Annotated in this window: 11 protein-coding genes; 8 read left to right on the top strand and 3 right to left on the bottom strand. The window is 50.1% G+C overall.

What is annotated here, in order from left to right:
- Nucleotides 1–11: 11 nt before the first annotated feature.
- Nucleotides 12–455: an Lrp/AsnC family transcriptional regulator gene (locus tag ACI1P1_RS06955; RefSeq protein WP_416215639.1), complete on the bottom strand. Its 444-nt coding sequence runs from the start codon at nt 453–455 to the stop codon at nt 12–14.
- A gap of 145 nt (nt 456–600) precedes the next feature.
- On the opposite strand from ACI1P1_RS06955, the gene ACI1P1_RS06960 reads away from it, so the two are divergent.
- From ACI1P1_RS06960 to ACI1P1_RS06980, 5 genes are all read left to right on the top strand, one after another.
- Nucleotides 601–1,767, top strand: coding sequence for a serine hydrolase domain-containing protein (locus ACI1P1_RS06960; protein WP_416215640.1), 1,167 nt, complete (start codon nt 601–603; stop codon nt 1,765–1,767).
- Nucleotides 1,768–1,827: 60 nt separating this feature from the next.
- Complete coding sequence (locus ACI1P1_RS06965; protein WP_416215641.1) at nt 1,828–2,541, top strand: response regulator transcription factor; 714 nt, start codon at nt 1,828–1,830, stop codon at nt 2,539–2,541.
- Between the two features lies 1 nt (nt 2,542).
- Nucleotides 2,543–3,484: a sensor histidine kinase gene (locus ACI1P1_RS06970; RefSeq protein ID WP_416215642.1), complete on the top strand. Its 942-nt coding sequence runs from the start codon at nt 2,543–2,545 to the stop codon at nt 3,482–3,484.
- 82 nt (nt 3,485–3,566) lie between these two features.
- Nucleotides 3,567–4,490, top strand: a complete 924-nt coding sequence (locus tag ACI1P1_RS06975; RefSeq protein ID WP_416215643.1) for an ABC transporter ATP-binding protein — start codon at nt 3,567–3,569, stop codon at nt 4,488–4,490.
- Nucleotides 4,477–5,175, top strand: coding sequence for an ABC transporter permease (locus ACI1P1_RS06980; protein ID WP_416215644.1), 699 nt, complete (start codon nt 4,477–4,479; stop codon nt 5,173–5,175). Before ACI1P1_RS06975 ends, ACI1P1_RS06980 begins: the two co-directional genes overlap by 14 nt.
- 23 nt (nt 5,176–5,198) lie before the next feature.
- Here ACI1P1_RS06980 and ACI1P1_RS06985 read toward each other — a convergent pair whose 3' ends face one another.
- A complete protein-coding gene (locus ACI1P1_RS06985) occupies nt 5,199–6,068 on the bottom strand; it encodes a GNAT family N-acetyltransferase (RefSeq protein WP_416215645.1) in 870 nt (289 codons plus the stop codon).
- 405 nt (nt 6,069–6,473) lie between these two features.
- Between ACI1P1_RS06985 and ACI1P1_RS06990 the strand changes: the two genes are divergently transcribed.
- Both ACI1P1_RS06990 and ACI1P1_RS06995 read left to right on the top strand, forming a co-directional pair.
- Complete coding sequence (locus tag ACI1P1_RS06990) at nt 6,474–7,046, top strand: DUF1062 domain-containing protein (RefSeq protein WP_416215646.1); 573 nt, start codon at nt 6,474–6,476, stop codon at nt 7,044–7,046.
- Between the two features lie 321 nt (nt 7,047–7,367).
- A complete protein-coding gene (locus ACI1P1_RS06995; protein ID WP_416215647.1) occupies nt 7,368–13,181 on the top strand; it encodes an S-layer homology domain-containing protein in 5,814 nt (1,937 codons plus the stop codon).
- 48 nt (nt 13,182–13,229) lie between these two features.
- Here ACI1P1_RS06995 and ACI1P1_RS07000 read toward each other — a convergent pair whose 3' ends face one another.
- Nucleotides 13,230–14,132, bottom strand: coding sequence for an EamA family transporter (locus tag ACI1P1_RS07000; RefSeq protein WP_416215648.1), 903 nt, complete (start codon nt 14,130–14,132; stop codon nt 13,230–13,232).
- Between the two features lie 113 nt (nt 14,133–14,245).
- Here ACI1P1_RS07000 and ACI1P1_RS07005 point away from each other — a divergent pair, with 113 nt between their 5' ends.
- On the top strand, nt 14,246–15,142 hold the full coding sequence (locus tag ACI1P1_RS07005; RefSeq protein ID WP_416215943.1) for an AraC family transcriptional regulator: 897 nt from the start codon (nt 14,246–14,248) through the stop codon (nt 15,140–15,142).
- Nucleotides 15,143–15,357: the final 215 nt, after the last annotated feature.

Consider the following 15,357-nt stretch of genomic DNA (forward strand, 5'->3'; position numbering starts at 1 on the left):
AGAATTACAGCTTATGCGAGCAAATTCGTTTCTTCGATGAGATTTTTGTAAGGGATCGGGGAAGACATGACGATCAGAGTCGTATAGGTTCCGTATTGATCGCACCGGTTTTCAAACTCCTCCAGCTCCTGGGTTGTTCCCGTGAGGACCTTCAATAAATAATTATGCTCTCCGCTTATCCGGTAACATTCCGTGACCTCCGGTGATAAACGGCAAAAATCCAGGAACGGATAGCAATTCCGGGTCCGAACAAGCATATAGGCTGTGCATTGTTTACCCACCTTTTGCGAGGAAATGACGGTTCGGTACGCCTCGATAACACCCTTTTCCTCCATACGTTTCACACGTTCAGTTACGGCTGGCTGAGATAGGCCCACCAGCTTTCCTAATTCTGTCATGGATAATCTCGCCTGGTTCTGCAAGTGGAGCAGAATGTTTTTATCAATGTCGTCCAAGAAAATCGCTCCTTTTAATTTTAAAGTGATCTCTTCCAAATACCTTTAGAATCATCGGAAATGTAAAGAGGCAGAAATTATTTATATAATAAAACATACTTGCCATGAATAATCAAGCAAATAACAGCAGGAGAGGATGAGAAGCATGAGAAATATAGATCTGGAATTGTTGCATAAAAATGTTAATGAGATAATGGATCGCACATTGGAGGACAAAAGGATCGTGGGTGCCGTTGTCCAAATTGCATTAGGCGGAAATCTCGTTTACAGCAGGCCTGCCGGTTGGGCCGACCGCGAGCAGAAACGGCCGATGCAGGAGAATGCTCTGTTTAGATATGCTTCAGTAACCAAGCCTGTCGTGTCAACGGCAGCCTTAGTATTAATTTCACAAGGGAGATTGCAGTTAAATGATCTGCTGGAAAAATGGCTGCCCGCCTTTCGTCCCAAGCTGCCAAACGGACAGTATGCTTCCATTACCGTTCGCCATCTGATGACACATACCGCCGGCTTAACCTACCGTTTTTTCCAGGAAGAAAAGGGAACTTATGAGCTTGCTGGAGTATCCGACGGCATGGATCTGGCGGGAATTACACTTGAAGAGAATCTGCAAAGACTGGCTTCTGTCCCGCTTCTATATGAGCCGGGGAAAATGTGGAGATATTCCATAGCAACAGATGTGCTTGGAGCGGTCATCGAAAAGGTTACCGGAATGCCGCTTCGTGAAGCTGTACGGGAGCTTGTCACTCATCCGCTTTCCATGCTGGACACGGATTTCAAGGCCGTGGATATGGACAGATTGACCGCAGCTTACGCAGACAGCGTTGGAGAGTCACGGCGCTTGCATGATTTTGATACCGTTCCTTTCGTGGAGGGGACGGCAGGATTCCTTCTTTCACCCAACAGGTTTACCGACAAAACAGCTTATCCTTCCGGGGGAGCCGGCATGATTGGCAGCGCAGGAGACTTTCTTAAGCTGCTGGAAGCTTTGCGGCAGGGTGGAAATCCGATTCTGCCGGAGGCTCTAGTCACGGAAATGACAACCAATCAAATTGGCAACCTTGTGATGCCTTATTGGCCGGGGAGAGGCTTTGGGCTTGGTTTTACGCTGCTTAAAGACCCGGCTGCTGCCCATACACCGGAATCGCCGGGGACGTGGCGGATGGGCGGCACTTATGGTCACTCCTGGTTTGTTGATCCGAGTGAGGAGCTTAGTGTTGTAGCGTTCACCAATACGGCCCTTGAAGGAATGTCAGGCAGGTTTACAACGGAGCTGTGCGAAGCTGTCTACAAGGGTATTCGGGGAGTGAAGTAAAACTATATTTTCTTAGGACATGAAGTATAATCTCCTTATAGCAGTAAAGGGGGAGCATACATGCCGCACAACATCTTGCTGATTGAGGATGATATTGAAATCGTGGCAATCCTGCAGAGCTATCTGACCAAAGAGGGGTATGCGGTATCGGCGGCATTTAACGGGCTGGATGGGATGGAGCTGTTCCGGAAACATGCGTTTGACGTCGTGATGGTGGATATTATGATGCCGAAGATGGATGGAATCGAGGTAATTAAGCATATTCGGGAGATAAGCTCAGTACCGATTCTTATTATGTCGGCCAAGGATAGCGAAGTGGATAAAGCGCTGGGACTCGGTTTTGGAGCGGATGATTATATCGCCAAGCCGTTTTCTTTGATCGAGGTGTCCGCCCGGATTAAAGCAGCGATCCGCCGGGCTACGATTTATTCAAACGCGGGCGCGGATACCGAGAAGCTGCTGCCAATGCCCAGAGTGGTTGAGATCGGGGCGCTGCGTATTGATTTGGACAATTACTCCGCGTCGAAGAATGGTGCGGATCTGAAGCTGACGGCTAAAGAATTTGAGATTTTGAAGCTGTTTGTTAAAAACCCGAATCGCGTGTTTACCAAGCCACAGCTGTACAGCTTCATCTGGAAGGAAAACTATTACGGCGACGATAATGTCATCAATGTCCACATTCGGCGTTTGCGTGAAAAAATGGAGGATGATCCTTCCGAACCCCGTTATATCAAAACATTGTGGGGAATCGGCTACAAGTGGGACGTTCATTGATATGGTGATCGTCCTGGTTATCGTTGTCATTATGTTGGCCGCGGTTATTGTCATGCAGCATCTGGCGATCCGGAAAAGAACCTCCAGCCTTGAAGAAATTCACCACAGACTAAATGATATCATCACCGGAGGATCAAGAGAGAAGCTGCTCTTTTTTACGGATGATCGCGCATTGATTCCGTTTTTAATCGAAATCAACCGGATGCTTGACCATAACCAGCAAGTAGCTGCGGATTTTGTAAAGATGGAGCAGTCCATCCGGAGGATGATTTCGAACATCTCCCATGATTTGAAAACGCCGCTTACCGTTCTGCTGGGATATGTTCAAATCCTGAACCTGGACCCGGACATGAGCCCGGAAGAACGAACCGTTCTGTTGTCCAAGCTGGAGGCCAAAGGAAATGATGTGTTGGGGTTGATCCAGCAATTTTTCGATTTGGCCAGAATTGAATCGGGGGACAAGCCTATTCCCCTATCCCGGGTGCATATGAACGAAATCTGCGAAAAAAATATATTAGCCTTTTACGATACCCTGTCGGTTGTAGGGTTCTCGGTGGTCATCCATCTCCCGGATAAGCCGCTGCTGGCGTGGGGGAATGAAGAGGCGCTTGACCGTATCCTCAATAATCTGATTACGAATGCCATCCATCACGGCGGCGAGGGTAAGACGATAGGACTTGATCTGCGGAGCGACGAACAATTTGTGTATGTGGATGTATGGGATCGGGGAAAAGGGATCGGCGAGCTGCATCAGGACCGGGTATTTGAACGGATGTACACGCTGGAGGACTCACGCAATCAATCCTACCAAGGCAGCGGGCTGGGCCTGACGATTACGAAGCGCTTGGCCGAGGCGCAGGGCGGGACGGTGTATGTGCACAGCAGACCCTACGACAAAACCGTGTTTACGGTCAAGCTGAAACGAATCACCTACACGACTTAAGAAATATGTAAGAAACGGGTAAGAAAAAAGCAGAAACTGACATGTACCCTATAGATAAGAAATCCAAAGGGGAGGCTGTCTGATGGTTCATATCGTAAAGACCAACCAACTGACACGAACATATGGGGGAAAAGAGGCAGTTTCGAATGTCAGCATGAGTGTAAAGCAAGGTGAAATTTATGGCATGCTTGGACCCAATGGGGCAGGCAAAACAACCGTTATGAAAATGATCACCAACCTGGTAAAGCCCACAGCGGGTGAAATCGAATTATTCGGTGAGCGAATCACGGACTCATCCTACAGACACTTGGGGCGGATGGGGATGATCATTGAGACCCCTATCTTCTATGATAAAATGACGGCCCATGAAAACCTGGAGCTTCATTGCGATTACATGGGCTACCATAACAAGAACTCGATCAAGGAAGCATTGGAACTCGTGAATCTGAATGCAATCGACAAGAAGCCGGTCAAGGAATTTTCATTGGGGATGAAGCAGCGCTTGGGCATAGCAAGAGCCATTACGACCAAACCCGAGCTGCTTATTCTGGATGAGCCGACCAATGGTCTTGACCCGGTAGGCATTAAGGAGATGCGGGAGTTATTCAGTGTACTGTCCAAGCAGTTCGGCATGACGATTCTTGTATCCAGTCATATTCTCGGAGAGATTGAGCTGATCGCGGATACGATTGCCGTGATGAATGGCGGGAAGCTGCTTCAGGAGGTTCCTATGGAGCATATCACGCGGCAGAACACGGAGTATATCGAAATTACAACCCGTGAATGCGGCAAAGCCGCTTATGTCCTAGAGAAGCAATTCCAGCTAACCAATATCCGTGTTTTCGATGGCGGGCAAATCCGGGTTTACGATTGCCGCGTGGCTCAGAATGATTTGATGAAAGCCTTGGTTCTGCACGACGTCGCCATCGAATCCATTTATAAGAAAACAGGGTCGTTAGAGGATTATTTTCTGTCCATTATTAATGGGGGTGATGTCGTTGTTTAAGCTGATGAAGCTTGAATTGCGCAAGTTCCGGATGGGCTTCTACATCCGTTCGGCAATCATCGCCAACATCGTGATATTAGGTCTAGTGTGTTTCATGAGCCTTAACCCGGAGATTCAAGACGGGTTGTCTCTGACCCATTACAGCATGGCCTTCACTGTCATTGATACGCTGGTAAGAGGAACCTACATCGTATTCGCCGCTGTCCTTATTTCAAACCTGGTGATCGATGAGTTCCGTACCAAATCGATCATGCTTTTGTTCATGTACCCGATCAACCGTAAAAAACTCATTGCCGCGAAGCTGATCATCATTCTGTTATTTACCCTGATTGCCAATATTGCAGGAAATCTGATGGTAGGAGCGGGCTTTCTGGCAGTAAACCTGTTCACTCACACGATATCCGGTCCGTTAACAGCTGCTGTATTATCTAAAGCCCTTCTTATGATCCTGATGAGTGCAGTCGTCACAGGCTTCATGGGGTTGATTCCGCTTTATGTGGGGATGAGGAAGCACTCCACTCCTGCTACCCTCGTATCCTCTCTCCTTATTGTCGCGATTGTCTGCCAAACCGTAGGTGGCGTCACGTTATACTCCTTTATTGCTGTACCCATCGGATTGGCCGCTCTTGGAGCAGTCATTGCTTATATGGCGATTCGCAACATTGAGTATACCGATGTGCCGTAGGTCGTGAGAGGCCTGCAATGGCACTATTCAAACCTCAACTGCAGGGAATCGCAAACCGGCGTATAGCCGATCTTTTGGTAGATGCTGTTCGAGGTGGGATTGGCCAGGTCCGTATATAAGACGCACTTGGTGAAGCCTTTATCCAAGGCAAGCTGGCTGATTTGGGCGACAATTGAAGTGGCGTAGCCCTTCCTGCGTTCATAGGGAGGGGTATAGACGAAGGCCACGCCAATCGCCGTCTGCATGACCCTTGTAAAGCCTGCCATGGCAACGGGTATCCCGTTGTCCTCCAGAATATAGAGTTTTTTCGATGCGATCCGGTAGAGGTAGGGGGTGGCATCCTCCTGCGGGATGGACATGTCGGTTTTGCCGTAGCTCCCCGCTGCGTTGAAGGCTTCTGCCCAGTAGGGGAAAAAGGGCATATCCTGTTTATTTAACAATCGAATGGTGCCCACCTGTTGAATGTCCGGGTTGACTGCCGTAAGCTCATAGATCCGCTGGTTCATAGTGGTTTGAAAGGTTAATCCTTTGCGCATGGTATAGGCTCTGGCGAAATGCTCTGCCAGGGTCTTTTCGGTGATGACTCCCGGAAGGTCACGGTCCTTCAGCCCGTCGATGAGACAGTCCACCGCTTCCGAATGGATGATATTGTCTGTTGCATAAAGCGTAATATTGTGGGGAGGGGTCATGAGGGCAGTAAGCTGAATGCCTCTGGCATCCGAAACGGTAGCCATTAGCCAATGGACAGGGTCGCGCCAGTCGGTTTTGTCTTTTCCTTCATGCCCCATGATGAGATTGCCCAGTGGAATCATATTCTGCGCTTCATGACGCATCAGCACCTCATAGGTATCCTTGTAGAACTCGTGCACATCTGCATACAGCTTGAATTGCATGGCCGCATCACCCTTTCAACTGTTCCTTGTTTGTTATGAGAATGCCAAAAAGCTCCATCCCACTATAGGAGATCAGGAATATTCTGTCAATCATTGAAACAGCAAGTTCATGAAGTGGGGAAAATCAATACAATCATTTATTCCATTTTGGTCAGGCACCAATCAGGATATAGTTGGGAATAGGAGAATGCAAAGGCGGGATTCTTGTGCCAATAACTCTGTAATGGTTAAGGACATGGAAAAGGATAAACCTCTTTTTTTGAAAGTAATGTTCAACAGGGAGAGGTCTGTCCATTTTTAACCATCACAGAGAACGCGGGATAATTTGTTTGCACTTCCATCGGGTACCCAATAGGGTCCCGCAGCTCATTACCGGCGTTCCTCTGATCCGGAGGAGCCAAGACTATGATTTTGCCCGGGGAATATCGGATTGAGATTATCCCTTTAGAAACGCCTAAGCTTCAAATCCATTGTCATAGATGCAAAAAATCGGCCGCCTTCTATTGCAGTGAAAAGTTCAGGGTAAATGCACAGCAGAAGCATATCGATGTTTGGCTTATTTATAAATGCGGACAATGTGACAACACCTGGAATTACCCTATTCTGTCCCGAATCCATACCCACGCATTGGATAAGAATCTCCACCGGAAGTTTATGAACAATGACAGAGAGACCGCTTGGAGGTATGCCTTTCAGATTGATCAGCTGCGCAAGGTATGCCACGAGGTGGACACAGACATTTCCTATACATTGAAAATAGAAGCGGTAGACCGTAAAGAAGAGAGCTGTAAGATTTTTTTGTTTTCTCCATATCTGTTTGATCTGCGGTTGGATAAGGTATTGCGGCAGATTCTTGGGATATCCAGGTCCAAGCTGGAGCACATGGCGGACTGCAACGGCATCCTAACAAATCCGCCGGTCCGTTTGAACAGTAAGCTAAAAGAAGATCTGTGGATTACCGTTTTGCCTCTTGAATAAGACTCCTACTATAAAGTCGTCCTTGAAGGAAAAAGGGCGGCTCTATTTTTTTAACCTGGCTGCAGAAAAAGATTAAGATTTTAATCATTCTTTAATTAGACTTAATGATCTGGATGAAGAATATTGGAGGATATTAGCGTGAAAAGTCGAAATATTATACATATTTTAGAAAATACATTCCTTATGCAGTATAAAACTGGAGGTTTATTAGTGGCTAAAAAAATGCAAAGGCCCCTCTCTTTATTGTTATCGTTTGTGCTGCTGCTTGCATCTCTTTCATTGTCTTCGATGCCGGCATCTGCAGCGGGAGCGCTCATTAATGTGAAAGGAAATGAAGCGACAACTGCTGTCACTCCTATAGCAGGGACTTCGGACAGCCATGGCAACACGTATGCTGCGGGCTCCATTGCAGGGACGGGAGCAGCAGGCTCTGCGACCTTTGGAGGTACGACAATCACGCAATCCGCCGAGGGAAAAAGCACGGCTTTTGTAGCCAAGTATGATGCAGCGGGGGATTTTGCCTGGGCCAAAGGAATAGAGTCCTCTGGAACGGGGGGCGGCGTTACTTCCGTTAAGGCGGATGCATCAGGTGTGTATATTAGCGGATATTTTGCTGATAAGCTTGATATTGGACAAGATGGAAGCTATGAGCAGGCACCTTCGGTTACAGGCAGCCTGACAGGGTATATTGCCAAGCTTGATCCAAACGGGGCTTATTTGTGGTCCATATCGATTACTTCAACGGATGCAGGCTCCACAGCATCGAGATTGGCGCTTGATGCCAACGGCAATGTCTATCTGACAGGCTATTATTATTCCTATGAGAACGATGTCATTGTCAACGGAACGCATGGTACGTCGGCGGTTCTGACTAAAGGTGAGAGCAGAGATTTTTATGCGATGAAAGTGGACACGGATGGAAGGATTATTTGGTCGACAGTGGGAAAGGGTTATATTGGTGATAATACTCCCTCCGGGATTGCGGTCAGCCCCTCCGGAGAGGTTTACGTGGTGGGGACCGCTCTTGGTTTGACCTTTGGAGGGGTTACTTATGGCAATGCAGCTGTGGGCGGATTCATTCTGAAGCTGGACGCAACAGGCGAGTTTCAATGGTTCAAAAAAATGATGGGCGCTGCTGCTGACAAGGTATTCCAAATTGCGGTAGATTCGCAGGGCAATCCTGTTATGGTTGGCCTCTTCAGCGGGACGACGTTTGATATCGATCCGGGTGCCGAAGTAACGGCAATCAGTGCCGACCATACGGACGGTTATGTGGCGAAACTAGACCCTAATGCTAATTTGCTCTGGTACAAGCAGGTGAAGGGCGCGGAAGGCGGGGTCGGATTATTTAATCGGGTGTTTATAGATCCCCAAGACAATGTATATGCTTCGGGAACGGTTGATGCGGCAGGCACTCATTCCCTGGACGGAATTCCCCTCAGCGGTAACGGGATTTCGGAACCATTCGTGTGGAAGGGCAATTCGGCAGGCTCTACAGCGTGGTTGAAATCGGTGGGGGGGCCAGGTTATGACCAGTTCGTTGATATTGAAATAGCTCCCAATGATGGAATCCGGGCCATACTGAGAATCGGGGATACGGCGGATGTTGACCCGGGCCCTTCCGTGCTTAACGCGTACACCTCGGCAGTTAATAAAAATGCGTTGGTGATTACCAACTGGTCCGCATCGGGTGAGCTTGCACCTTTTGCGGCAGCGGCTCCCGCCTACCAAATCAACGGTATGGACTATAGCTGGCAGGATGCTGTTCTGGCGGCTGATGGAGACCGGCTGGCGATTACAACCGATGGCTCTCCTTCTGCGCCGGTACGTATTCATGTGACGGCACCCCAGGGTTCAACGGTTACCTTACAGGGCAAACCCGGTAACACCTACACGGGTGTCTATGTTCAAGCGGATGAGCATATTACCCTGAATCTGGAGGATTTCAATATTACAGCTCCTGCCGGTGACAGCTTCAGCGGGATCAGCTTCACCAAAACGAACAGCACCGGCAATACGGTGTTGAATCTGACCGGGAGCAATACCATTCAAGGCTTCGAAGGCATCCGTGCGGCATTCAACCATCAGCTTACCATTACCGGTACCGGCTCCCTTATAACCAAGGGGCGTCCGGCTGTGGCAGAAGGAGCAGACAGCGGCCACGGCATCCATTTGCTCTCGGATGGCACCGGAGCTACACAGCCGGGGTCCAAGCTTATTATTGAAGCTGCTGTAACGGCGATCGGCGGCGATTCGACGGCGGAGTCCGGCGGGAACGGCATTTTCCTGGACTGGGGCAATATGCTGGTGAAGAGCGGTGTTGTGACAGCGAAGGGCGGCAACACCGACGGAGACCGGACAGGACTTTCCTCAGGATCTGTCACCAGGCGCGGCGGCCGGGGTATCCAGCTTGTTGGCTGGGGTTTCCCGCAGTCCTCCTCCGGCATCCTGACTGTCGAAGGCGGACAAGTGACAGCAGCCGGCGGTGAAGCCCTGGCGGTGAATCCGAACGGGTATTTTTTTGAGGGTGGCAAGGGTATCGACGCCGACACGGGAGTGTCCATAACCGGAGGTACGGTAACGGCAGCCGGTGGAAGCAGTGTGAACGGCATCGGCGGCCACGCCATTCAATCCTGGAATACACTGGATATCAGCGGCGCCAATACGGCTGTAACGGCTATGGGCGGCAAGGGCATCACCTTTTACGGCAGCGGAATTGGTTTGTATATCACCAATAATATCTCCATCAGCGGAGCGGTTGTGACTGCTACGGGCGGGGAAGGTTCAACAAGCGAATACGGTATCTTCTCTCCCAACGGCAGCTTAACCATCTCGAATGGTGCCCATGTCACCGCAAATGGTGGACAAGGGATTATCACGGATGCGGGAGCTTCGGGGGGGCCGGCGGTTTACGTTAGCGGGACGATCCATATTACGGGCTCTGATGTATCGGCGACCGGTGGAGACGGCCCGGTTAACGGATCTCATGGATTAATCTCCATTAACGGTGAAATTGTGATTGAGGATGGCGCATCTGTGGAAGCCTTCGGCGGAACGGGAACAACCGGTGTCGGCGGAGCAGGCTTACGCGCCTTCGGCAACGGAACAGGCAGCAAGGTCTTGATTGCTGCAGACGCGGGGGATGTTTATGTCCGTGGCGGACAAGGGGCTTCTGCAGTCAGGCCGTCCGTGATCGGCAAGGATGTATTTATTGCCGCAGGCAATGTTGGCCAGATTGCGATGGAAGGGTCAGTAAACCCCCGTTCCATCAAAAATACGGTGGGCGGCGATGATGTGTATATGCTATCCGCCTCGAAGAATCCACCTGCGGCTGGAGCCATTGTGTCCCAGGTAACTGGAGTATTGGGAGGAGCCTACACGTATCATGCGCCAACCAAGGCAGACGGAACGGCGTTCCTGTGGCTTCCTGCCGGGAACCAGACGGCGGCGTCAACCGGTTATACAAGCGAGAATCCGACGGTAACTCCTGATGACAGCGCATCTGTTGTCTTGTCCGTCGGTAGTAGCGCTCCGGAGCTGGGACTGAGCCAATGGGGCAACTATGACTTTGGTACAGCAACAGCCGGTTACGTAGCACCGGCGGCCCTCAGCGTAACAGTCAGCAATACGGGCACCGGCTCGACGGGAGCATTGACCGTTGCGCTAAGCGGAACAAACGCCAGTGACTTCATTCTGTCGAAGACTGCGGTCAGCGATTTGGCAGCAGGCGGCAGCGACAGCTTTACAGTTGTGCCGAAGGCTGGCCTGCTGGCAGGCCTATACACGGCAACTGTAACGGTATCGGGGGATTCGGTAACGGCGCAAAGCTTCACCGTGAGCTTCGAGGTAACTCCGGCATTAAGCAATGATGCAGGTCTGACCGGCATTGCAGGTCAAACCGCCGCAGCAGTCGGAGGCGGAGACGGCAGTACAGCCGACCAAGCAATTACCTGGACGGTGAATGTACCGTACAGCACAACATCACTGGGATTGTCGGATGTATCGACAGTCACCGGCGTCACCTACTACAAGCTGTACACAGACAATGCCTTCACCAGCGAGATTACAGGCGCGTCAACAGTTGACCTGACGGCAGGGGGAGCAACGGCCATCTACGTGAAGGTAATGGCCCAGGACGGGGTAACCGTGAAGTATTATGCGGTGACGGTGAACCGGGAGGAAGATCTGACGTATGGTATCGGGTTGAGCCAAACGGGCAACCAAGATTTCGGTACAGCAACAGCCGGTTACGTATCACCTGCGGCTTATAGTGTGACGGTGAACAATACGGGCACCGGCTCGACGGGAGCATTGACCGTTGCGCTAAGCGGAACAAACGCCAGTGACTTCATTCTGTCGAAGACGGCGGTCAGCGGTTTGGCGGCAGGCGGCAGCGACAGCTTTACGGTTGTGCCGAAGACCGGCCTGCCGGCAGGCCAATACACGGCAACCGTAACGGTGTCGGGGGATTCGGTAACGGCGCAAAGCTTTACCGTAAGCTTCACGGTATCTTCGGCGCTAAACAATGATGCGGTTCTGACCGGCATTGCAGGTCAAACCGCAGCAACGCCCGGAGGCGGTAACGGCAGCACAGCCAACCAAGCGGTCACCTGGACGGTGAATGTACCTTACAGCACAGCAGCGCTGAGATTGACGGATGTGACGACCGTCACCGGCGCCACCTACCAGATGTACACCGACAGCGGCTTTACCAGCGAGATTACGGGTTCCTCCACCGTTGCCCTCACAGCAGGCGGAGCAACGACCGTGTACGTGAAGGTAACGGCTCAGGATGGCGTAACCGTGAAGTATTTTGCGGTAATCGTGAACCGGGCGGCTGATTCGACCCCTACCTCAACGGATACCTCCCAACCGGCAGGCACTCCAGACAATGGGGTAGATGTTTACGTGAACGGCAAGGCGGAGAGTGCAGGCACAGCCACAGTGAAGCAGATTAACGATCAAACGGTTACCACCATTGACGTGAATCAGCAAAAGCTTGAGGGCAAGCTGGCAGCGGAGGGGAAGAATGCGGTTGTTACCGTCATGTTCACTAAACAATCGGATGTGCTTGTGGGTCAGCTAAACGGTGAGATGATCGCCAAGATGGAGCAGCAGCAAGCTTCCTTGGAATTGAAGACAAATACTGCTTCTTACAAGGTACCCTCGCTGCAGCTTAACATCCAAGGTTTGGCGGAAAAGCTTGGAGCCGGCGAACTGAAGGATGTGAAGCTTCAGATTCATATTGCCGAGACCGGTTCGGACAAGCTGAAAATCGTATCTGATGCCGCCGCGGCGGGAGGCTTCACGGTAGTGGCACCATCGGTGGATTTTACAGTCAATGCGGTATATGGTGACAAGACTATCGAAATCAAGGACTACTCGGTTTATGTGGAACGGAGGATTGCCATTCCGGAGGGGATCAACTCCAACAAAATTACAACCGGTGTTGTAGTGGAAGCAGACGGCACCGTACGCCATGTACCTACCCGGGTTGAGGTGGTGGATGGCAAGTATTATGCCGTGATCAACAGCTTAACCAACAGTACCTATTCCGTTGTGTATCATCCGTTGGAGTTCGCGGATGCAGCCGGTCATTGGGGCAAAAGCGCCATCAATGATATGGGCTCCCGGATGGTGATTGAGGGTGTTGGCGCGGATCGCTTCGAGCCGGAACGGGATATCACGCGGGCTGAGTTCGCCGCAATTCTGGTGAAGGGTCTCGGACTCCGGCTGAATGCGTACCAATCTGCTCCGTTCTCCGACGTAGCCCGCACGGACTGGTACGCGCAGGTTGTCCAAACTGCTTATGATTATAAGCTGATCGCGGGGTATGAGGATGGCTCCTTCCGTCCGGAAGTGAAGATTACCCGTCAGGAAGCCATGAATATCATGGCCAAGGCGATGCGAATTACCGGACTGAAAAACAAGCTGCAGGGTACAGCTGATGTGCTTGCGGGTTACCAAGACCAAACGGCTATCGCATCCTGGGCATACGAGGCTGCAGCTGACTGTGTGGCAGGCGGCTTGATTTCTGGAAGAAGCGCAGAGTCTATTGCACCCGTAGCCAATATAACGAGAGCAGAGGTGGCTGCCATTGTGCAGCGGTTGCTGAAGAAATCGGAACTGATTTAACCAATAGAAACGAGCCGCCCAGTCAAAAGGGCGGCTCTATTTTTTGTTCTATTTTTTGTTCAACGCCAACAACAAAATCATCCCAACAATACAAGCCGCGCCCATCCATTGGAAAAGTCCAAAGGGCTCTTTTAGCCAAACGACGGTTGTACCAACAGCTGCCAGCGGCTCTAAGCTGCCCAGCAGGCTTGATTCCTTAGGGGAAAGGCTTTGCAGGCTTTCGATATAAAACCAGAAGGCCAACATGGTGCCGAAGAGGATAACGAATATCAAGTACCAATAGGCCTCCGGCGTCATTGCAGCGAGGTTGATCTGCCAAGGCGGGTGGATGAAGCTTAATGAAACACCCCCGATTATCATCGCCCAGCCGACAATGACCAGCGAATCGTATTGCTTCAATAGAGGGACCGCATATAAGGTATAAAACGCCAAGGCCACCCCGGATAAAACACCCCACACAATGGCAGGACCCGGTACGGATAAACCGGAGACGGAGCCGTTGGTTAACAGGCAGAAACAACCGGCTAATGCAAGCGCAACAATCAGCAAATCTCTTCGCGTTAGAGAGGCTTGCTTGCGCAAGATTGAATAAACGATGATCATAACGGGCGCTAAATATTGCAATAACGTGGCCACAGCAGCATTCCCATGATTAATGGATGCCATGTAGGTGTATTGAACCGCAAGCATACCCAGCAATCCGAAGATCATCAGGCGGCTGGCGGTGCTTCCCCTTTTCCAGACATCGAATATTTGGGTCCGGTCCTTTGCAAAAAATTGAACGGTTAAAAGTAAAAGCCCCGCAATGAGCAAACGTGTCGTAACCAGCCAATTGACATCAATGGCGAATTGCTGAAAGAGCTTCTGGGCAACAGTGCCCCCAATTCCCCAAAACACTGCCCCGCATATCACAAGAATGAAGCCTGTTCTTCTGGTTTGTTCTCCACCCATCACTTCTTCTCCACCTTAATTATAATAATAGTGTAATATTAAGGGGATAAATGATTTATTTATACTCATATCGAGGGGAAAAGTATAAGGATATTGAGGTGGGGGATTTGCAGATAAGAAATTTCAAGGTTGACCAAAGCTTGAAGGAACTAACGGAGCATCGTACGACTGCGCTGCCCATCGCATGTTACCAAACCACCATTAACCAAAATGTACATGGACATATCCCGCTTCATTGGCATGACGAGGTTCAATTCGTTCGGATTATAAAAGGGGAAGCCATCTTCCAGGTGAATGAAGAAAGGCTGGAGGTCCGCGAGGGGGAGGGACTATTCATCAATAGCGGTTGCCTGCACATGGCGGAGGAAAAGGATCAATCGGGCTGCATCTACATGTGTTTGAATGTATCTCCACATTTCCTTTTGTCCCAGGAGCTTTATTCAACGTATGTAAGTCCTTATCTTCAGGCAACCAACCTACCCTATATATTCATCGATGCCAAGGAGGTTTGGGGAAAAAATATTATAGATACCATGCTGAATGTTAATGAATCCATTCAACAGAAATTACCCTACTACGAGTTGGATCTCACCGTGCAGCTGACAAACATGTGGAAGAACTTACTGGTTAACGGATTTCATCTGGAATATGACCAGACGGAAATCGTAAAGAGCCAACGGATGAAGCAAATGTTGAATTGGGTTCACCTGCATTATGCTGAAAAAATGCTGCTGGATGACATTGCAAGAGCCGGTCAATTGAGCCGTTCCGAATGCTGCCGCTATTTCAAACGGATGCTGCGGACAACACCGCTGAATTACGTAATGGATTACCGCATCCAGAAAAGCGTGCTTCTTCTGCAGGAGTCAGATTCTACGGTTACCGAAGTTGCTTATCAGGTGGGGTTTAATAGTACAAGCTATTTTATTGATAAATTCCGGAAATCGATGAACGTAACGCCCTTAGCCTATAAAAGAAATTGTGCTGCAAGCAAATTCATCAAACATTGAAACTCACCTATTTTTCTACCGTATAAGCAATATTAGATTTTCCCGTTGGGCGTATCGGAGGTGAGCCGGCTGGAGCAATTATTGGACTTGATTCCCTTGGCATTCTCCATTGTTCTTATCTCTTCCATGGTGCTCCTTCCCTTCACCTGTCTTTCATTGCAGGAGATACGCAGGGGTCACGAAATGGCTGCAGCAGACACGTCCTTGGTTGTAGC

This window comes from Paenibacillus mesotrionivorans, from assembly GCF_046098205.1.
GTDB classification, from domain to species: Bacteria; Bacillota; Bacilli; order Paenibacillales; family NBRC-103111; genus Paenibacillus_AR; species Paenibacillus_AR mesotrionivorans.